20 protein-coding genes and 1 other RNA gene are annotated in these 20,450 nt (G+C 44.8%); 13 read left to right on the top strand and 8 right to left on the bottom strand.

Annotated features, from left to right (window positions below):
- Positions 1 to 231 precede the first annotated feature (231 nt).
- The 3 genes from ACN6NF_RS08565 (at position 232) to ACN6NF_RS08575 (ending at position 2,634) form a co-directional block, all read left to right on the top strand.
- Positions 232 to 1,311 (top strand): tetraprenyl-beta-curcumene synthase family protein, encoded by a 1,080-nt coding sequence (locus ACN6NF_RS08565; RefSeq protein ID WP_474316827.1) that lies wholly within the window; start codon positions 232 to 234, stop codon positions 1,309 to 1,311.
- 23 nt (positions 1,312 to 1,334) lie between these two features.
- Entirely contained in the window at positions 1,335 to 2,306 is a 972-nt protein-coding gene (gene pfkA / locus ACN6NF_RS08570) for a 6-phosphofructokinase (RefSeq protein ID WP_016819724.1), read from the top strand.
- Positions 2,307 to 2,424: 118 nt separating this feature from the next.
- Positions 2,425 to 2,634 carry a DUF3906 family protein gene (locus tag ACN6NF_RS08575; protein WP_474316829.1) on the top strand — a complete coding sequence of 70 codons (210 nt, stop codon included), beginning with the start codon at positions 2,425 to 2,427 and terminating at the stop codon, positions 2,632 to 2,634.
- Here the strand turns inward: ACN6NF_RS08575 and ACN6NF_RS08580 are convergent.
- From ACN6NF_RS08580 to ACN6NF_RS08595, 4 genes are all read right to left on the bottom strand, one after another.
- Complete coding sequence (locus tag ACN6NF_RS08580) at positions 2,631 to 4,001, bottom strand: MATE family efflux transporter (RefSeq protein ID WP_474316831.1); 1,371 nt, start codon at positions 3,999 to 4,001, stop codon at positions 2,631 to 2,633. The two genes, ACN6NF_RS08575 and ACN6NF_RS08580, sit on opposite strands and share 4 nt — an antisense overlap.
- Positions 4,002 to 4,195: 194 nt before the next feature.
- Complete coding sequence (locus ACN6NF_RS08585; RefSeq protein ID WP_474316833.1) at positions 4,196 to 5,374, bottom strand: putative glycoside hydrolase; 1,179 nt, start codon at positions 5,372 to 5,374, stop codon at positions 4,196 to 4,198.
- 217 nt (positions 5,375 to 5,591) lie between these two features.
- Positions 5,592 to 5,780 (bottom strand): hypothetical protein, encoded by a 189-nt coding sequence (locus ACN6NF_RS08590; protein WP_014599634.1) that lies wholly within the window; start codon positions 5,778 to 5,780, stop codon positions 5,592 to 5,594.
- Between the two features lie 172 nt (positions 5,781 to 5,952).
- Positions 5,953 to 6,774: a YitT family protein gene (locus ACN6NF_RS08595; RefSeq protein WP_474316835.1), complete on the bottom strand. Its 822-nt coding sequence runs from the start codon at positions 6,772 to 6,774 to the stop codon at positions 5,953 to 5,955.
- A 326-nt stretch (positions 6,775 to 7,100) separates the two neighbouring features.
- Here ACN6NF_RS08595 and cshA point away from each other — a divergent pair, with 326 nt between their 5' ends.
- The 4 genes from cshA to ACN6NF_RS08615 all read left to right on the top strand — a co-directional run bounded on the left by cshA (position 7,101) and on the right by ACN6NF_RS08615 (position 10,521).
- Positions 7,101 to 8,678, top strand: a complete 1,578-nt coding sequence (gene cshA, locus ACN6NF_RS08600; RefSeq protein WP_013370492.1) for a degradosome RNA helicase CshA — start codon at positions 7,101 to 7,103, stop codon at positions 8,676 to 8,678.
- Positions 8,679 to 8,898: 220 nt separating this feature from the next.
- The gene (locus tag ACN6NF_RS08605; protein ID WP_474316837.1) at positions 8,899 to 9,660 is read left to right on the top strand and encodes a YesL family protein; all 762 of its coding nucleotides are present in this window, start codon (positions 8,899 to 8,901) and stop codon (positions 9,658 to 9,660) included.
- Positions 9,661 to 9,718: 58 nt separating this feature from the next.
- Positions 9,719 to 9,913, top strand: a non-coding RNA gene (ssrS, locus tag ACN6NF_RS08610) — 6S RNA.
- Between the two features lie 215 nt (positions 9,914 to 10,128).
- Positions 10,129 to 10,521 carry a DUF1499 domain-containing protein gene (locus ACN6NF_RS08615; protein ID WP_474316839.1) on the top strand — a complete coding sequence of 131 codons (393 nt, stop codon included), beginning with the start codon at positions 10,129 to 10,131 and terminating at the stop codon, positions 10,519 to 10,521.
- Positions 10,522 to 10,614: 93 nt separating this feature from the next.
- Here the strand turns inward: ACN6NF_RS08615 and tpx are convergent, their stop codons facing one another.
- Complete coding sequence (gene tpx, locus ACN6NF_RS08620; RefSeq protein ID WP_013370495.1) at positions 10,615 to 11,133, bottom strand: thiol peroxidase; 519 nt, start codon at positions 11,131 to 11,133, stop codon at positions 10,615 to 10,617.
- 121 nt (positions 11,134 to 11,254) lie between these two features.
- Here tpx and ACN6NF_RS08625 point away from each other — a divergent pair, with 121 nt between their 5' ends.
- A complete protein-coding gene (locus ACN6NF_RS08625) occupies positions 11,255 to 11,878 on the top strand; it encodes a rhomboid family intramembrane serine protease (RefSeq protein WP_016819731.1) in 624 nt (207 codons plus the stop codon).
- 98 nt (positions 11,879 to 11,976) lie between these two features.
- The gene (gene gltC / locus ACN6NF_RS08630; RefSeq protein ID WP_474317546.1) at positions 11,977 to 12,906 is read left to right on the top strand and encodes a glutamate biosynthesis transcriptional regulator GltC; all 930 of its coding nucleotides are present in this window, start codon (positions 11,977 to 11,979) and stop codon (positions 12,904 to 12,906) included.
- A 96-nt stretch (positions 12,907 to 13,002) separates the two neighbouring features.
- Here gltC and ACN6NF_RS08635 read toward each other — a convergent pair whose 3' ends face one another.
- Both ACN6NF_RS08635 and ACN6NF_RS08640 read right to left on the bottom strand, forming a co-directional pair.
- Positions 13,003 to 13,674 carry a zinc metallopeptidase gene (locus ACN6NF_RS08635; RefSeq protein WP_013370498.1) on the bottom strand — a complete coding sequence of 224 codons (672 nt, stop codon included), beginning with the start codon at positions 13,672 to 13,674 and terminating at the stop codon, positions 13,003 to 13,005.
- 42 nt (positions 13,675 to 13,716) lie between these two features.
- Positions 13,717 to 14,148, bottom strand: a complete 432-nt coding sequence (locus ACN6NF_RS08640) for a MerR family transcriptional regulator (RefSeq protein ID WP_023988024.1) — start codon at positions 14,146 to 14,148, stop codon at positions 13,717 to 13,719.
- 293 nt (positions 14,149 to 14,441) lie between these two features.
- Here ACN6NF_RS08640 and ACN6NF_RS08645 point away from each other — a divergent pair, with 293 nt between their 5' ends.
- The 4 genes from ACN6NF_RS08645 to ACN6NF_RS08660 all read left to right on the top strand — a co-directional run bounded on the left by ACN6NF_RS08645 (position 14,442) and on the right by ACN6NF_RS08660 (position 18,514).
- The gene (locus ACN6NF_RS08645; protein WP_474316843.1) at positions 14,442 to 15,845 is read left to right on the top strand and encodes an ammonium transporter; all 1,404 of its coding nucleotides are present in this window, start codon (positions 14,442 to 14,444) and stop codon (positions 15,843 to 15,845) included.
- A 48-nt stretch (positions 15,846 to 15,893) separates the two neighbouring features.
- A complete protein-coding gene (locus ACN6NF_RS08650) occupies positions 15,894 to 16,976 on the top strand; it encodes a DUF294 nucleotidyltransferase-like domain-containing protein (RefSeq protein WP_474316845.1) in 1,083 nt (360 codons plus the stop codon).
- Positions 16,973 to 17,710, top strand: coding sequence for an exonuclease domain-containing protein (locus tag ACN6NF_RS08655; RefSeq protein WP_474316848.1), 738 nt, complete (start codon positions 16,973 to 16,975; stop codon positions 17,708 to 17,710). Before ACN6NF_RS08650 ends, ACN6NF_RS08655 begins: the two co-directional genes overlap by 4 nt.
- 177 nt (positions 17,711 to 17,887) lie before the next feature.
- Positions 17,888 to 18,514 (top strand): TlpA family protein disulfide reductase, encoded by a 627-nt coding sequence (locus ACN6NF_RS08660; protein ID WP_474316850.1) that lies wholly within the window; start codon positions 17,888 to 17,890, stop codon positions 18,512 to 18,514.
- Between the two features lie 56 nt (positions 18,515 to 18,570).
- On the opposite strand, the gene cimA is transcribed toward ACN6NF_RS08660, so the two are convergent.
- Positions 18,571 to 20,184: a citramalate synthase gene (gene cimA / locus ACN6NF_RS08665; protein ID WP_474316852.1), complete on the bottom strand. Its 1,614-nt coding sequence runs from the start codon at positions 20,182 to 20,184 to the stop codon at positions 18,571 to 18,573.
- Between the last annotated feature and the right edge of the window lie 266 nt (positions 20,185 to 20,450).

A 20,450-nucleotide genomic window follows, 5' to 3' on the forward strand; every position in this document is an offset into this window, starting at 1 on the left:
CATTTCTACTATTTACGATTAAAGTTTTATAAAGGTGGATCTTGTTTCACTCCTATTTTTGGCTAATTCAGTGGCACGGGTACAAAGCGTTTTAGTGAGAAGAGCTCATTTTTCTTGAATAGTAAAGAAAAAAGTGAGGTTGTTCATTTGTGCTAAAAGGTCGATCATATTATAATGGATATGGTTTGGATAGGTATAATTACGTAGACAACAATGTGGAGGCACCGTCATTTGAGTTATGTTGAGCAAGGACGTTATCAAGTACCGAGAGGCCCCATAGGTCTAATGAGCCGAATGTACAAGCACATTCTCCCTGAAACGAAACAAGAATTGAGTAACTGGAAGAGCAAGGCCGAACAAATTCCGGACCCTGAGCTGAGAGGCCAAGCGCTTGCGAGCATAGCAGAGAAGACGTTTCACTGCGTAGGGGGAGCGGTTTATGCTGCAGCCAATATGTCTGACCGGCAGACGCTAATTCCGCTGATTGTGGCGTACCAGACGATTAGCGATTATTTGGACAACCTGTGTGATCGCAGTACGTCTATGGACCCGGATGATTTCAGGTTGCTGCATCAGTCTATGCTGGATGCGGTTAATCCGACGGCTAGGCCAGTGAATTATTATGAGTTGCGTCGTGAGCAGGAGGATGGCGGTTATTTGACCGGGCTGGTGACAACCTGTCAGTCTTGTATAAGCAGGCTTCCGGGCTATGAGGCGGCAATGCCTTACGTTCAGGATTTGGCGCGATTATACACGGATTTGCAAGTATACAAGCATATTAAACCCGAGCTGCGGGAACAAGCGCTTTTGGACTGGTGGTCGATTCATAAAGACCGTACACCCGAGTTGCGCTGGAACGAGTTTGCTGCGGCTACTGGCTCAACCCTAGGGGTCTTTATGCTGTTTCTTGCTGCCAGCGACCAGCATCTCACAGATGCGGGGGCTGCCTCAATACATGCATCGTATTTTCCACATGTGTGCAGTCTTCATATTTTGCTGGATTATCTAATCGATCAAGACGAAGACCGGAAGGGCGGAGATCTTAACTTTTGCAATTACTATGAAGATACCGACATGATGCTGGACCGGATCGCCTACGTTGTGAATCGGGCGCGGGCTGATATTGCAGATGTCCCTGCCAGCTCCTTTCACCGGATGATTATCGAGGGATTGCTGGCTTTATATTTATCCGACCCCAAAGTTAGTGAGCAGCAGGATGTTCGCGCTGTTTCGAGACGTTTAATGAAAAATAGTCCGCTCATGCGTTTGTTTTTCCTATTAAACAGTCGATGGATAAGAAGGCTTATATGATTATTTTGAGGAGGTCATAAATCATGACAGCAGTTAAGAAAATTGCAGTACTAACAAGTGGTGGAGATTCACAAGGGATGAACGCGGCAGTTCGCGCCGTTGTGCGCAGTGGCTTGTATTTTGGATTGGAAGTATTCGGGATTCAACGTGGATATCAAGGCCTTTTGAACGATGATATTTTTCCAATGGACCTGAGAAGCGTCGGAGATATTATCCAACGTGGGGGTACTGTACTTCAATCTGCAAGATGCCTGGAGTTTACAACTGAAGAAGGTCAGAAGCGTGGCGCTGAAATTTTGCGTAATCGTGGAATTGACGGCGTAGTCGTCATCGGTGGCGATGGTTCTTACCAAGGAGCTAACAAGCTGACCAAGCAAGGCATCAAAACTATGTGTCTTCCAGGAACAATTGACAATGATATTTCCTTCACAGACTACACTATTGGTTTTGATACGGCGGTTAGTATTGTAGTGGACGCAATCAACAAGCTGCGTGATACGATGTCTTCCCATGAACGTTCTTCCATCGTGGAAGTTATGGGACGCCACTGTGGCGATATTGCTCTCCATGCGGGTCTGGCTTCCGGTGCAGAAACGATCTTGGTACCTGAGGTAGAATTTGACCTGAATGAAGTATCCGATCGAATGAAGCAAAACTTCAAACATGGCAAACGCCACAGTATCATTATCGTTGCTGAGGGTGTAGGCAAAGGCGAAACAGTAGCAAAAGTAATCCAAGAAAACTGTCCGGATTATGAACCTCGTGTTACTGTGCTTGGACATATTCAACGTGGAGGTACACCAACCGCATTTGACCGCAACCTGGCAAGCCGTTTGGGTGACTTCGCTGTTCGTCAATTGATTGAGGGTGTATCTGACAAAGCTTGCGGTACGATCGACGGTAAGCTGGTAGCTACAGATATTGGCAAGGTTGTAAGCACCAAAAAAGATTTCAACATGGAGCTTTATGAGTTGGCTTTGCGCTTGTCCCAATAATAAGAACCTTTACGTTTAGTAAGATTGGTTCTGAAATGGGGAAAGATTTAAATTATGCGGATGACCTGAGTCATCCGCTATTTTTTTAGCTTTGAATAGGGCCAGGAGGTAATCAAATATGTATTTATTTAAAATGGAAGTAGACAGTTCGGAAGGAGCTTTGACCGTCATTCTTGCTGCTGAGAATGAACAACAGGCATTTGAGGAAATGGATCAACATGTGGAGAGACACTTTTTATATCCCCCCGAGTTAAAAGAGGTGGCTATCGTAGAGAAAAAACGAATAACTGCAGGTGTAGCATATGTAATCGAGACACGCAAAGACTAAACAGCCTTTGCGTGTTTTTTTTGTTCAGCAAAACGATGTTGCACTCTCACCAAGCGCCAAAGAAGTAAAATAGCGCCTACGGCCAGACCTGTAATCAAGCCAATCCAGTAGCCATAAGGCCCCCATGTGGTCCAGCGTGCGAGTATATACCCTACAGGAAGCCCGATCACCCAATAGGACAGGAAAGTGAGTAAAAAGGCCGGATTGACATCTTTATACCCACGTAGCGCTCCTTGTGTCGGTGTAGCGACAGCATCAGAGATCTGAAAGAAAATCGCATAGATTAAAAAGTGCTGGGCCAATTGAATGACCTGCGGGTCGGTAGAGTAAAGCCGAGCGACCTGTTCACCCCAAATGAGCAATACAATAGCTGTAATCAATGATAGACCTACAGCGCTGCTAATGCCCATTACGCTATAAGTTTTGGCATCTCGTGGACGAGCAGCTCCGGTTTCAAAACCGACCAGAATCGTAAGTGCCATGCAAATACTGAGTGGAATCATATACAGCGTAGATGCAAAGTTCATGGCTGCCTGATGAGCGGCTATGGTAGCTGTGTTATAGCTGCTCATGAAGAGCGTGACAGCCGAAAAGACGGCAGTCTCAAAAAATATAGCAAATCCAATAGGTACCCCGATCTTGATAAGCTCTTTTAAAGCACTGGCTGCAATCCCGTATATTTTGCTGAAGATTCGGTATTCAGCAAATATTTTTCCCCGATGTGCAGTAATACCAGCGACCAGCATAATAATCCAGTAGGTGGTAGCCGTTGCTACCCCGGAGCCTACACCCCCCAAACGGGGGAAACCCCAGTTACCATAAATAAGTAGATAGTTCAATAAAACATTGATGGGCAATGACATGAGCGTAATGAACATCGTAAAACGGGTTTGTCCCAGTGCATCCATAAAGCTTCGAAGCACAGTATAGGCAAATAGAGGGACAACACCGAAGGCCATCGCACAAAGATAGTACAGAGCCACATTATGAACTCTCAATTCCAGATTCATACCGTTTAAAATAGGCTTTACCAAAATGGTGCCAGCAATTAAAACGACGATGGATAGGGCGAGAGACAGCCAAAGAGCCTGAATGACATAGTAGGAGACTTTATCTTTGCGCTGTGCACCCACCAATTGGGATACAATGGGGGTAATAGCCATAAGTATGCCATTAAGGCCTGTTTGTACAGGAACCCATAGGCTTACTCCGATAGCTACTCCGGCCAGATCGGCAGGGGAAAAGTGTCCCGACATATTCGTATCAAAAAAAGTCATGGCAGATAGTGCAAGCTGGGTAATCAGAATAGGGAGCAAAATGTAAAAAAGCTGCTTCCATTTCTGTCCCATGGTTAGAGTCAATTGCATTTTTGTTATCCTCATTTACTAGGGTTTGATTATTTGTATATATCATAACATGTAAATTTTATTGTAAGGGATACTGTAACAATTGAACAGTAATAAAAAAGACTGCATCCGTTCGTCAAACAACGGGGCAGTCTTCGATATAAAGATATAAGTTCTAACATTCATATAAAATAAAGAGAAGTTCAGAGGGATAGTTATTTGTAGGTTACTCCGCTTGTATAGCGGTTAGTGGCATTCCAGAGTAAATATTCGTCCACCTTCATGTCCTTAAGCGCGCGAATTTGATCCTCGACTTGTGTTTTCCCATATTTGGCATAATGCCCGCTTCCCAACCAACTTGCGGTAAAATCCTGAATCCATGGACGAATAATTGGCTTTAGCTTGCCTGTAGGATCCAGTTTTTTGTGTGTATCGACCATGGAGCCTTTGATCGTCTGGTAGGGGTTTTTATCTGGGTCCTTTACACCGAACCAGCCTGTTGTGTAGTGACTTGGATAAACCATCGGTGAAATGACATCCACGTTTTCAGAGATTTTAGTGAAATCCTGTCCGATACCCTCGGCAGCAGGAACGGATGCGGCATATCCGAAAATATCTACCGATACCCTCACACCTAATGGAGCAAGCTCTTTGCGGGCATACTGTACGAATTCAGCGACTGTATCCGAGCGGGACTGATCGGATTTGGTATATTTCAGTTTGTCTGCTCTTTTTTCAAAGCCCTCAGGAAAACGTACATAGTCAAATTGGATTTCCTTAAAACCGAGTTTTGCTGCTTCCTTAGCAATGGCGATATTATAATCCCATACTTCTTTATTATAGGGATTGACGAACCCATCTCCCTTGCCGTTTTTCCAAACAGAGCCGTCAGCATTGCGGAAGGACATCTCAGGATTTTTGTTGGCCAGTACCGTATCTTTAAATACAACAATACGGGCAATCGGATAAACATTATGTTTTTTCAAACGGTCCATCAAGCCGGAAATATCCTGAATGAATTTTTGTGGCTTGCCCAATTTCAGAAGCTCGGGGTTGGTCGTTGGATAAGTAATGTAACCTGCATCGTCTTTAATATCGATAACCATGGAATTGAGCTCTGTCTTGTCCAGCAATTCGAGTAGCTGGGTCATACGTGAACCGCCTGCACTATAGGCTGTGACATAGATGCCCTTAATAGCTGGCGCGGTCGGCTGTGGGTCAATTTTAACCGGCGGATTGGAGGCATCTACCTTTGTATTACTGTGTTGTGCCTGGATCATGGCACTGCTAATTGTCGTTGCCACCGTATCTTTTACATTTGGAGCGGTGGCTGACGGGTTCCCATTTCCGCCTATTCCCATTGCTAATAGCATAATTGCCCAAATCATATTCATTTCCTAACTCTCTCCCTTATGTATGGCGCTTACCTGATTATACGTAAAGTCATGGATTGAAAAAACAACACGCTTGTAACCAATACTGGCATCATCAGGCATAGTCTTACATGATTAACCTAACTATCGATCGATGAATCCGTAAATAGGCATAATTAATGCCGCTCTCTTCACGGTTGTGGATGCAACCGGAAGAAGCGGCATTTGGCAAAAAGATTTATTGAAGATAGTTATTGTCTTGGTGCTCACAAATACTGTACTGAATAATTTCAAGCGCATCCGTTGGCTTGAGTATGGACAACCCGTCTCGAAGCACAATCATCGAGTTTAGCTCATTCTTTTTGAGAGAAGGGAGCATTTCCGGGTACCATCTTAAGACAATGTCGGACAGTTTTACCGTTTCCATTTCCACAAAAATCACCCTTTCCTGCTCGGAATCATTCCAAAAGAATCATTCAATACGATTCGGAAAAGCAAAGTGCCTGTGAAATAGCAGGTAAAGCTGGTCTTTATATACTATGGGAACAGCGCACGTATAGTGTACCACAAAAAAAGTATTTTGACACTTGGGTTTGTGCTTATCTTCGGCGGAATGAACCCATTACTCCAACCGTTTCCACAATATTGACAAAAGCAGAAGGGTCTACTTCCCTAATAATACGTTTTAATTCAACAAGCTCGTAGCGTGTCGTAACAGTCATCAGCATGTCCTTTTCGGTATGTGAAAATGCACCTTCAATTTTTATTTTGCTGACACCTCGTGGCGTGGTCAACATTCGGCTGAGTAGCTTGTCAGTGTGCTCTGTAATGATGTAGACGGTGATCTTCGTATGACTTACATAGATTTGATCCAACACTTTACCAGTCACAAAAATGGATAACATGGAAGCCAGTGCAATATTCCAATCATCGTTCAAATATCCCGCTGCGAGAATGACCAGTCCATTCATGCCTACAAGTACAGTTCCGACGGGGAAGTCCCGATAAGTGGTGACGATGGAACCGATAATGTCAAAACCGCCTGTAGACCCTCCTACCCGAAAGGAAATTCCCACTCCAATGCCTACCATGACCCCTCCAAAGACAGAGGCCAACAGGGGATCAGACACAACAGAATGTACGGGTACCCAGGCCAAAATCCACGTGGTAACGATAACCGATAGAATGCTCAGACTAATAAAACGCTTGCCTAAAATAAACCAGCCTGCAATAAGCATCGGGATATTGATGATAAAATACATGGTGCTGATATCAAATTTTGTGAAATAGCCAATTAGCATGGAAAGTCCGGCTACTCCCCCGCTCAGCAAGTGATGTGGGACGAGAAACAGATTAAAACCGCATGCTATGGCAGCGGCTCCCAGAATAACAGTTAAGCAGTTTAACACTATTTTTAACAACTTTTTTTCACCTCATTTTAATTATACAGAAAGCAACTTACTGGTATTCATGAATTGTTCTGTGCTATAATGCGATGTGGATATTCTTGAGTAGGGACCTATGTCCAGAGAAACACTTAAAATTTAAACTGTTTTAAAAAGGGTAAATTCGTTTAAGATGTATCGGATAGGGTTCCCCGAATTCATTACAAAAAGATGCAGTTATAGAGTTAAATAAACTGTCACTGTATTGGGGAAAACTTATACAATAATATCGCTACTTAAGAATACAGACAACATTGTGGATTGTCCACCACATCCACCATTATGAAGGAGTTTGAATAAATTTGACGACATTTGCAGAATTTGATCTTGAACCGAAGGTAATTCAGGCGATTACGGAGCTGGGGTTCGAAGAAGCAACACCTATTCAATCCAAATCCATCCCGATTGCATTGCAAGGGAAAGACATGATTGGTCAAGCCCAAACAGGTACGGGTAAAACCGCTGCGTTTGGTATTCCGATGATCAATAAAATTTCTAAAAACGATGAAAAAATCAGAGCCCTGATTATGGCTCCAACACGTGAGCTTGCTATTCAGGTGGCTGAAGAAATCGAAAAACTCTCCCGCTTTAAAGGTCTTCGCACTTTGCCGATTTATGGTGGACAAGATATCGTACGCCAGATTCGCGCTTTGAAAAAGAAACCTCAAATTATTATTGGTACACCAGGACGTTTGCTCGATCACATTAATCGTAAAACCATTAAGCTGGAAGACGTAAACACCGTTGTTTTGGATGAAGCAGATGAAATGCTGGATATGGGCTTCATGGAAGATATTCAGTCCATTCTGAAGCAGGTTCCGGACGAGCGTCAAACGATGCTGTTCTCGGCTACAATGCCTCCTAACATTAAAAGATTGGCTGAGCAATTTCTTAAAGATCCTGAGCATGTATCCGTTATTCCTAAACAAGTTAGCGCTCCGCTGATTGATCAGGCCTATATTGAAGTTCCTGAGCGTCAAAAATTCGAAGCATTAAGCCGTTTGATCGACATGGAATCTCCAGAACTTGCTATCGTATTCGGTCGCACTAAGCGCCGGGTAGACGAGCTGGCTGAAGCTCTGCAAAAACGTGGTTATTCCGCAGATGGTTTGCATGGTGACTTGTCCCAAAACCAGCGTGATGCTGTTATGCGTAAATTCCGTGACGGAAGTATTGACGTACTCGTAGCGACTGACGTTGCTGCCCGTGGTTTGGACGTTTCCGGCGTAACTCACGTTGTGAACTTTGACCTTCCGCAAGATCCAGAGAGCTATGTTCACCGTATCGGACGTACTGGACGTGCGGGTAAAGAAGGGGAAGCATGGTCATTCGTAACGCCTCGTGAAATTGACCATTTGCATTTCATTGAGCGTGTAACACGTCACCGCATTCCACGTAAGCCTCTCCCAACATTGGCAGAAGCTCTGGAAGGCAAACAACGTATCATCGCAGAACGCCTTCTGGAGGTTGTGGAAAAAGGTGAGCTGAACGAGTACAAAGGTTTGGCTATTCAAATGCTGGAGCAATATGATTCTGTACAACTCCTCTCCGCAGCTCTGAAGCTGATGACTGGAGAGAAGAGAGAGGCATCTATTGAGCTGACTCCGGAAGATCCGATTCGTGCAAAACGTCGTAAACCAGACGTGCGTTCTGGCGGACGCAAGCCTTCCAACTATAGTGGACGCAGCAACGGTGGTTACAATTCCAACCGTGGCGGCAGCGGCAGTAAAGGTGGATACGGCGGTTACAACCGTGGCAAAGAAGGCGGTGGCTACAACCGTGATTCCGGAAGCCGCTATAGTGGAGATCGCAAACCACGCCCAAGCAGCAATGGTGAAACTCGCCGTCCTGCAAGACGTGAAGATTCCTCTTCCGAATAATAAGAAATGAATGAATAAAAAGTCGAAGCTGATGTTAGCTTCGACTTTTTTTTGAGATCAGTATGTATGAAGTTTAAGGGATCTGCTTTAACGGACCTCGTATGGATTTCACTGGCGCTTTAGGGCTGAAATACGGTATGATAGAGTCAAGAGCCGGAATTAACAGGCATAGCAACATAAGTCTTGGAACTGCCAAGGCTTGCGGAGGGAGAGACTAACATTGGAATTTAAAGGAGCTATGGGGGGGATTTACCGCCTTACCGAATGGATTACCCGGCTGGCGGCTAGCAATTTGTTGTGGGTGTTATGTTCATCGCCTTTTGTATTCTGTCTCATACTGAAATTACTGGTTATGAATCAGAATCTGGCGAATGAATCGTTACAAATGAACTGGGCGATGGCTATTTTGGCACCGCTTACTTTATTTCCAGCAACATCAGCTTTGTTCACAGTGGTTCGCAAATGGGTGATGGGCGATACCGATACAGGTGTGTTTCGTACCTTCTTTAAAGGATATAAAGAGAACTATAAGCAGAGTCTGATTGGGGGTATCTTTTACACGCTATTGTTTGTCGTCATGTATGTGGATTACACTGTATATATGACACAGCTCAGCAACTTGCAAATCGTGGGCGTTATCATGCTGATCCTCATTATTATTTTGCTTGTGTCTATGTTTAACTTCTTTTCGATGGTAGCTCATTATCATATGTCTACCGGACAAATTATTAAAAATGCGGTTTTATTGACGCTGATTCGACCCTTCCGTGTATTTTCTACCATGCTCGGCAGCGCCGTTGTGATATACATTGGAGTTAAATATCCCGTGCTTTTCTTATTCTTCATCGGCAGTGTAGTTGCATGGTTCGCTTTTTTTAATTTTTACGGAACCTTCCTCAAAATGCAGGATCAAATGGAGAAGATGAAACAGAAAGACGAGGAAAAGACAACCATTGAAGACAAGAAAAGTAATAACCTCTAAAAATAAAACATATTTCTCCTAGCATTTACTTTCTAAGTGAGAAGCGCTATAATAAGGTCACATCCTGCGATGCACGTTACGGTCATTTGTTGTTTTGAACCAATGACAATGTCTAGGGAGATCTATACGAATGAATAGCTGAAAAGCCCTGTCAATTGCTGACAAGGGGACTTCAAAAGTTTATTCTGCGGTCACCCACCTGCTAAAGCAGGTTCAGAAGACGCTATGGTCGGACGGCATCGGCGGGTACTCCATAATGTAACGAGCACACTCTGATACTGCTTATGCAGAAACAGGGTGTTTTTTGTATGCAACAATGTTAAACTAAGACATGAGGTACTAAGGTCGTATACCACAGGCATGATCGGACTCATTTTCGGTTGTTTATCGTGTTATATAAAGCGCTTGCAGCAGAGGAAGCCGATGTGTCGTATGTTAGGTAGCGATTATCGTGAAGGAGGAAATGTCTTGTCGTTGAAGAGGACTCTGGTAGGGATTGTGCGCAGCCAAGAAGGTACAAGCGACCGGGTCAAGGACCCCCAAATGAAGACACGCTATTATAACTTATCGAGAGACAAGGCTTGGGAAGAAGTATCATCTATCCTGAAAAAGATTCCTGGCTATAAGGTACTCCATGAGGTAGCATCCGTAGGTGAGATTACGTTGGAGAAGCGAACGGCCTTCGGCAGAACCGTCGACATTACCGTTTCGATTTTATCTGTCTCGCCAGTTCGAAGTGCGGTGGATATTTATTCTGCTTCACGCGGATCGTTAGGGGACTTGGGTGCGAATTACCGCATTATTTTGCAACTGTTCGCTATGATCGACAATAAGCTGTCTGCTTATAAGGTCGTACAGTAATAGCAGGTTGTGGGAGCAGTGATGTGGTATACAAACATCAAAAAAAGCGAGGAAGGCAATCCTTCACTCGCTTTTTTAATATTCGGTCCTGATTTAGACGAGTTTTTTTACGGCTGCAATCGCTTGATCATAGTCAGGATGCTCGGCCATTTCGCTCAAGTATTCTACGTAAGCGATTTTGTCATTTTGGTCAATGACAAAAATAGCTCTATGATCCAAATGGAATTCCTTAATGAATACACCATAAGCTTCGCCAAAGGAATGATCTTTGTAGTCGGACAGTGTCAATACGCGATCGATACCAGCCGCACCGCACCAACGTGCTTGAGCGAAAGGCAGATCCACGCTGACAGTTAGTACCACAACTTGATCCCCCAGGGAGTCTGCTTCCTGGTTGAAACGTCGAGTCTGTGCATCGCACACGCCTGTATCTAGAGAAGGGACAACGCTAATCAGTTTGACTTTGCCTGCAAAGTCTTGAAGCGTAGCTGCTTCCAATAAGTCTTTCTGTAATTTGAAATCAGGCGCCTGATCTCCAATTTTCAGTTCAGGACCTATGAGAGTCAAAGGATTGCCTTTAAAAGTAGCAACTCCTGTACGTTCTTGTGCCATATGTAATAGCCTCCTTTGGTTTTTGGCATTGGTTATCGTTGCCGAAATCTATTATAATCTTTTATAAAAGACATTGTCCAATTTGAATAAGGTGGAGACACCCCATGAAGGAAGGATTGCCTTGATTTTTTTACGTTATGAGAACTGGAAAAGTTATTTGCGGTTTTACCCGGTAACCTGTCTGATTTTGCTTATCAATATTGTGATGTTCATTGTACTGACCGTGCAAGGTGGATCGGAAAATAGCTTGACGCTGATCCGGTATGGGGCTTTGATTAATGAGGCGCCCTTCACTGACCAGCTGTGGCGGTATGTGTCAGCTATGTTTTTACATGCAGGGTTTGATCATCTTTTGTTTAATTCCTTTGCAATACTTGTATTCGCTCCTCCACTGGAGCGTTTGCTCGGGTCCTTACGATATGTGTTATTGTATCTGGTCACGGGCATTGTAGGGAATATACTGTCCATTGCACATTACAACATGCTGGCGGAAACAACAGTCTCTGTAGGAGCCTCAGGAGCGATTTATGGCATCTATGGGGCGTTTCTGTACGTTGCCTTGTTCCAACGTTCCTTGATGGATGATGCTTCGCGCAAAACGCTGTACACGCTGCTTGGGTTTGGTATTCTATTTTCTTTTGCTGTAGCGAACATTAACTGGACCGCTCACTTTGGGGGATTGCTCAGTGGGTTTTTCTTTTATGGATTGTTGATTAGATTGACTGGCCAGCGCAAACGTCACTAAAGACAGCTTTATCGTAAGTTATCAGGGCAAGAAAGAGGATGATGTTCGATGGACATCTTCTTTCGTATGTTGAAAAACAGATTGGAGCGAATATCGGAGTGGAATTACGACAGTTGCAATACTTCATGAAAGTAGCGCAAAAAGAACACGTCACTCAGGCGGCCGAGGAGCTACATGTGGCGCAATCTGCGGTAAGTCGGCAAATTCATCAGCTTGAAGAGGAGCTGGGAGTTAATCTTTTTATGCAAAAGGGTCGCAATCTGCAGCTTACGCCAGTGGGACAGCTATTTTGCAAACGAGTGGAAACGATCATAAAAGATCTGGAGCGGGCTGTTTTGGAAGTGCATGAGTTTTTGGACCCTGAGGGGGGCGAAATCCGTATCGGTTTTCCGCACAGTTTGGGAATTCATCTTATTCCTACGGTGGTAGCTGAATTCCGTAAAAGGTATCCCAATGTTAAATTCAGATTTAAACAAGGGATGTACCCGAGTTTAATTCGTGATGTGTTAGCGGGTGAGGTAGATTTGGCTTTTGTATCTCCTTTTCCAGATCGACATGATCATGTCGAGGGGGACGTGGTATTAACCGAGGAGCTATTTGCGGTTCTCCCACCTAATCATCCTTTAGCTTCAGCCGAACACATCACATTGAGCCAGCTTAAGGGGGAAAAATTCATCTTGTTCAGAGATGGGTATTCGTTACGCCCGATTGTTTGGCAGGCCTGTCTGGAGGCTGGATTTACGCCGGATATTGCTTTTGAGGGCGAAGAGACAGATACGATTCGCGGTTTGGTAGCTGCGGGGATGGGAGTTAGTCTTTTGCCTGAAATGGCACTGTTTCAGACTAACCCGCTTCAACCTGCGAGGGTGTCGATAGTTGATCCAGAGGTGACGCGAACAATTGGCTTGATTCATCGCAGAGATGATAAACTTCCATTAGTCGCCAAATCGTTCCGAACTTTTCTATTGCAATATTTTGGCCTTCAAGGTAATGCTGCTACATCGAACAAAAAGGCAAAAGCAGATTGAGGGCATTAAGTATAGTGTATGGGTTTGAGATCAAGAAAAAAAGGTTGTTCCTCTACCGTCATTGGCGGAGGAACAACCTTTTTGCAATACAAGTGATTAATCCCGGCTGTTAAAGATGCCGATTAGGCGGATCAGTTCCAGCAAGGAAACGAGTGCTGCGGCCACATAAGTCAATGCAGCAGCATTCAGAACTTTAGCTACACCACGTTCTTCATCACTACGGATAAATCCTTCAGAAACCATGATTTCCCGTGCGCGATTAGAAGCATTAAACTCAACTGGCAATGTAATTAATTGAAAAGCAACAGTAGCCGAGAAGAAGATAATACCCAAACCGATCAGGTTCGTAAAGCTAAATAAGAAACCGGCAATCAGCAGAAACGGTGCAATCCCGGAAGCAAAGTTTACGATTGGAAAGATCCGGTGGCGAAGTGCCAGCATAGGATAATGCTCTTTATGTTGGATGGCATGACCGACTTCATGGCAAGCCACAGCAACCGCAGAAATGGATTTTTCGTAATAAACGGGCTCAGACAAGCGCACCACTCGTTGTATCGGATCATAATGGTCAGATAGCGCGCCAGGTACTGGCTCAATAGGCACATCGTGCAAGCCATTACGATCCAGCATGTGCCGAGCTGCATCATAACCAGTCAGTCCATTTTCGTTTGGAACATCAGACCATTTGTTAAACGTACCTTTTACACGAAATTGCGCCCATAAGGATAATCCGAACGCAAGAATAATCAATATATACATACCCATCATAAAGCAACCCTCCATTATTATTCATACTACTAGCTCGGGTATCTACATCATAGAACTATGCTCCAACAGATACTTCAAAGCCTCAATACAAGCAGCGCTTTGTGGCAAAAGACCGGTAAGCAGCTTGCGAGCTTGGACGGGCTTGAGCTGTCCGAGAAGAGGTTGTAGTTCATTGACTTCACGCTCTAGACGCTGCATGTGCATTTCTAGACTCGTTAGTTTGTCAGTAACGTGCTCTTCTCCTGCAACGGAGTTCCATTTAATCAGTGTCTGTCTGATTTCCTCGAGGCTATACTTCTCTTGTTTCATTTGGTTAATACGTTCAAGCCTGTTTAAGGTTTCATCATTATAAAGCCGATAATTTTTCAATGATCGTTCTTCAGGCGTGATCAAACCGAGTTTAGTGTAATAATCAATCGTTCGTTCGCTGACACCAGCCGCTTTGGCTAGTTCACCAATTCGATATAGCTTCATATCCCCATCTGTCTTCACCTCGCGCTCTTCGTTCAATCTTCAATAATAACATCTTAAACCGAGAGTTTATAAAGGATATTTTACATGATCCTCAACCATACAGTCAAACGTTATGCTTTTGATGAACACAAACGAGCTATTTATATAGTCAGAAAATATGACATGAAAGATTTAAAGGCTTATTTTTTTAACATAATAAAAAAAATCTTGTCAACTTTCATGTATTCTGCTTATAATGACAATAAGAATTTCACGAAATGTAAAGAAACCTAACATTCGAGGGAGTGGTCTTCATGAGAAAAAAGTGGTTAGTTGTATTATTGGCCATGCTGACGGTTCTGGCTTTTCCTGTAGGTGCGTTCGCTGCTGACGGACCCACAAATATCCAACTTCAAGCTGGACTAAACACGGCCTTTACGTTCTTGGCATTTATACTTGTGTTTTTCATGCAAGCGGGATTTGCATTGCTGGAGGCAGGCTCAACACGAATGAAGAATGCGGGTCATGTCGCTGGTAAAACGATTCTCACGACGGGTGTTGCGGCTTTGTCTTTCTGGGCTCTCGGATTTGGCTTCGGCTTCGGCAATGATGGTGGTAACGGATTTATGGGGCTGACGGGTTTCTTCATGAGCGGGACAGATGCTGCTGCATCGTTTGATACTCTTTCAGGTTTGGATGTTCCAATTACGATTATGTTTTTGTTTCACTTTGCTTTTGCTGCGGTATCTCTTTCGATCGCATGCGGGGGGATGGCAGAGCGTGCAAAATTAAGTGTATACATTATTTTCGGTATTTTGTTCTCTATCGTGATCTATCCAGTTGTAGCTCACTGGGTATGGGGCGGTGGCTGGCTTGGCAAGTTGGGAATGCAGGATTACGCTGGTTCAACAGTAGTCCATTTGACAGGTGCTACGGCGGCACTCGTCGCTACGCTGCTGCTCAAACCGCGTCTGGGCAAGTTTAATAAAGATGGCAAGCCGAACATTATCCCTGGTCATAATCAGGTGTACTCTATCTTGGGTGTTATTATTCTCTGGTTTGGCTGGTTTGGATTTAACCCAGGTAGTGCTGTTTCTGCGATGAATGACGGATTCTTTGGATATGTAGCCCTGACTACAAATATTGCTGCGGCGGCAGGCGGGGTTTTCGCATTGCTCGTATCTTGGATGGTATACGGAAAAGCAGATATTCCAGCTATGCTAAATGGTGTGCTGGCAGCCTTGGTTGCCATTACGGGTTCTTGTGCCTTTGTGGCACCTTGGGCGGCATTGGTCATTGGCGCAGTTGCAGGAATCGTCACTTTCTTTACAGCGCAATGGTTTGAGCGTGCGAGAGTAGATGACCCGGTATATGCTTTCTCCGTACATGGGGTTGCAGGGATGTGGGGCGCGGTATCCACAGGGTTGTTCGCTACTCCTGAGCTTGTAAAAATAACAGGTGTAGGTCAATCGGGCCTGTTCTATGGTGGTGGTTTTACGCAATTAGGAGTACAGTTGCTTGGACTGATTGGCACTTTGGCATTCGTATTCGTCATTTCCTTCATTATTCTGGGTGCGATGAAAGCAATTATGGGGATTCGCGTTACGGAAGAGGAAGAAACGATGGGACTTGATATCAGTGAACACGGTACGTACGGCTACCCAGAGCAAATGAAGTTAGTTACTGAAGCTGAAAAGCGTTCTGGAATTGTCAGCTAATATGTAAAATATAAAGAGCCAGTATGGGTGAGCGGAGGAGATGGAAGTATGGAACTGCAAAATATGGCCTCTTGGGTGAGTTCCGCCGAAGCGATTGATCATGCAGACACACCTGAGTCGTTAAGGCAGGCCAGGATCGATTCTCAGAAATGTCTGCTGGCTTCCCAAGCCTCCGCTCCGTTATCTGACTGGTTACGAACGGCGAATGAAATGCATGACCGCATCGTGGCCAGAGCTGTACAAATGTGCGAAAAAGGGATGGTTGAGGATGGCTTTGGGCCTCCTCCCGTCCCTTACGCATTTATAGCCTTCGGAAGCATGGGGCGCTCGGAATCGACGCTGTGGAGTGACCAGGATAACGGTATGATTATCAGTGACCTTGTGTCTGCTGACAAAGAATTGTATTTCAGCGAGTTTGGTCGCAGAGTGTCTGCGATGCTAGAGTATTTGGGATATCCCAAATGCGAGGGGAAAGTGATGTGCTCGGAGCCATTGTGGCGCCGAACATTGTCTGGATGGCAAGAACAGCTATCCAAATGGTCCGAAGATTTTGCCTGGGAGCCGATTCGTTATCTCATTATCTCGTCCGACATGAGACATATTGTAGGCGATGAGCAATTGTCTGCAGAATGGAAGCGAAGTTTTTATAAGTTGTTCCGCAAACATCCCGATTTACCTTCAGCGGTACTTAGGAACACGGTAAGGCATAAAGCGACACTTAATATTTTAGGTCAAATTGTTACCGAGCGGTTCGGTGAGCATGCAGGCGATTTTGATGTGAAATATGGGTTATACATTCCGTTGGTGAACGCCGTCCGTTTTTTGGCATTGCAACATGGTGTAGAGGAAACTTCTACCCTGAAAAGGCTCAGGCGTCTCGCATCACTTGAAGCGGCACCATTACCTTTACTCGATGCTTGCGAGCGAGCCTTTCGGATCGCACTTCAGCTTCGAATGGCTACTCCAGTGAAGGAGAAGGATGGATTGCTTCTCAGCAATGGCTATCTGGCTGTCAAGCCGCTGAAGCAAGGTAAAGGGTGGCATGAGCTGCGCGAGGCTCTTTCGACAGTACGACGGCTGCATCGTGCGCTGCAAAGGCAGTTGCGATTTATGGAAGGGAGAAGGTCATGAAGGAACCAGCGCAGGGAGGTGGCTTCTGGAGTGCTCTCCGCAGAGGAGGAGTACCGTCTGCGATCGCATCTGTAATGGGGGCTCCTACGGCTCAGCAGATGGCGTTTATTCGGTCCTTAACGCGGGAACAACGGCGTTCTGAAGTATTGCGTACCCCGCTGGAGCGTTTGGAGACGGTAGTTTTTGATCTGGAGACGACGGGTTTTTCGGCACAGCATGGAGATGAGATTTTGTCGTTCGGAGCGATTCGGGTAGTCGGGGATACGATTATGGAAAAAGAGCAGTTTTATACGCTTGTTAATCCACGGACAGAGATTCCTAAACACATTACGGAGCTGACTGGGATTACCCGGGAAATGACGGATGAAGCTCCGCCGCTTATGAATGGACTGCATGACTTTATGTCCTTTGTAGGTGGGCGAGTGCTCGTAGCGCATGCTAGCGCTCATGATAAGGCCTTTTTAAATGCTGCGTTATGGAAAACATCTAAAGTTCAGTTAACTCACCGTGTACTAGACACAATGATGCTCGCTAAATGGCTGGAGCCACAGCAACACCAAACCTATAGTTTAGATGAATTGCTGGCATTTCAATCCATTCCGATTGAAGGGCGACACCATGCGTTAGAGGATGCGAAGATGACCGCTAAGCTATGGGTGGCGTATGTTCAGGAAATGCTGAAGCGTAATGTGACCAATTTGGCAGATATCTACGCGCATTTAAGCCATGCCTGATTTAGTGCAAGGCAAGGCATGACATCTGACACCACATAATAACAGCAAGTTCACGATTATCGTGGGTTTGCTGTTTTTTTGCGTTCTATTCAGATTTAGAAGATTAGAGGTGGGAACCGTATGGGCATCCTATGGGAAGGATAGAGGTCATTAATGTGAAAGACAGGTGATAAGACTGTGAAAAGATTTCTTTTCATAAAAGCGATAATTGTGCTGGTGGTGGTCGGGTCTTCATGGGGAGTTATTGCAAACACGACCTATGCAGCAAACCTGCTTGTGAAAGTGACATTGGAAGAAAAATACAAAGGTAAGAAAGAGTTCGAAATTGAGAAGAATGTAGGGAATGAATCGGATTTAGCAGAGGCAATGAAAAGAATCAAACCTGGGCAACAGCTTCCTTCTATGATTTTAAAGGGGTTAAACGGCAAGTCCTACGATGTAGGGGCTTCGCGGAATAAAGCAATGATTATTAGCTTTTGGGCTTCATGGTGCGATCCGTGCCGATTAGAAGCGCCTATGCTGAATGAATTGTATAGTAAATATAAACAAGATGTAGATGTGTATGGCATCAATGTAACTCGCTATGATCGATTAGAAGATGTGCAGAAGTTTTCTCGTTCTTTGGCTCTTCGATTTCCTATTTTACTGGATGAACAAGGAGCACTTTTTGAACAATTTGGAGGAGCGGCTTTTCCAACTCATGTAACGATTGACCATCATGGACAGGTACGAGAAATCATAATCGGTATGCTCGGTGAAAGGGAATTGGAGGGTAAAATAAGAGCTCTTCAAAAAATAAAGTGACTTTGGGGTCCGTTTAGACTGCCAAAGTCACCTTAGTAGCTCATGCTTGTACTTGATTAGTGGTTAACTAAACCGTGATGAGTAAGCTCTGTTTGTTCATTTTTTGGAGTTGGCGCTTCCAGCAATGCGTAACGGAAGCTGTCCAAGAGAGCTTCCCAGCTCGCTTCAATAACATTTTCGGATACACCTACGTTACTCCAGACATCCTCATAATTTTTGGACTCAATGAGCACGCGTACCTTGGCGGCGGTGGCGTCTTTTTCGTCGAGCACACGCACCTTGTAATCAGCCAAATGCATGTCTCGCAAGGCTGGGAAATATTGAGAAAGAGCCTTGCGAAGTGCGTTATCAAGTGCGTTGACAGGACCATTACCTTCAGCTGCGGTATAGACACTTGTCCCTGCAACATTCAGCTTTAAGAAGGCCTCGGAGACGACAGATCGCCCAGCTGTTTTTTCCACCAGCACCTTAAAGGATTCAAATGTGAACATTTCCTTCACCTCACCGCCGGCTTCACGAATAAGCAATTCCAGCGAAGCATCTGCGCCTTCAAACTGATAGCCCTGATGCTCAAGTTCTTTGATACGACTAATTACGCCACGTGCCTCATCACTGGACGGATCAAGGGTGATGCCCAGTTCCTGCGCCTTGGATACAACGTTGCTTTGTCCGGCCAGTTCGGAGACCAAGACCCGCTGCTTGTTCCCCACCAGTTCGGGAGCGATGTGCTCATAAGTTCGTGAGTCGCGCAGAATAGCTGACACGTGAATGCCTCCCTTATGGGCAAAAGCAGCATTGCCAACATAAGGCTGGTTTACAGGCAGATTAACGTTGGCGACTTCGCTCACAAAGCGAGCTGTATTGTGGAGTTGTTTTAGCTTCTCGGGATCTAGACAGTCGTAGCCCAGCTTGAGCTGCAAGTTCGGAATGACGGAGCATAAGTTAGCGTTACCACATCGTTCACCATAGCCATTGATGGTACCTTGGACCTGCCTTGCGCCTGCTTGAATTGCACTGAGTGAGTTGGCTACTGCCAATTCGCAATCATTGTGTGTGTGAATGCCCAACTGTGCCGTTAGCTGGCTTTGCAGCGTAGTAACAATTTCCTGTATTTCATGTGGCAGGGTACCGCCGTTGGTATCACACATCACGAGCCAATCCGCGCCTGCTTCCTCAGCTTTTTTCATAACGGCGAGTGCATACTCGGGGTTGTTTTTATATCCGTCAAAAAAATGCTCGGCATCGAAAATAACCTCCATGCCCCCTTGCTTTAAAAAGGCGATAGAGTCATAAATCATAGACAGATTTTCCTCCAGTGTTGTCTGTAAAGCAGTGTGTACATGGAAATCCCATGATTTACCGACTAGAGTAGCCGCCTGAGCGCCGGATTCCAGAATCCGTTGCAGATTGATATCCTGCGCTGCGATGCTATCTTTGCGGCGTGTGCTGCCGAAGGCGACAATCTTTGCCTGAAGGCCCAGCTCCTGTACCCGTTTGAAAAATTCAATATCCTTGCTGTTGCTCCCGGGAATCCCGCCTTCAATATAGTGAACACCGAGATCATCGAGTTTTTTGGCGATTTTCAATTTGTCATCAGCAGACAAGCTAATTCCTTCTCCTTGAGTGCCGTCTCGCAGCGTTGTGTCAAAGATAGAAATAGCGGTGGACATGAGGGACTCCTCCTTCGCGGATTGCTCAGATTAGTGATGCTCTGCTTTTTTAAGCAAATTATTTTAGTTGTTTAACGCTTAAAAACAGGAAAGCGTTAGTTTGTCATGTTCGTATGATAGTCGATTATAACAACTAATGACTTCAAATGTAATATATAATTATCATTTTCGAACACAAAACCTATATTTTTTATGTAAAATAGGAATAGCATTCAAGGGTAACCAGAGTATAAAATCAAAGGACGTATTCCTGATATAACGAGTGA

The sequence above is a fragment of the Paenibacillus sp. TSM33 genome, assembly GCF_056099025.1.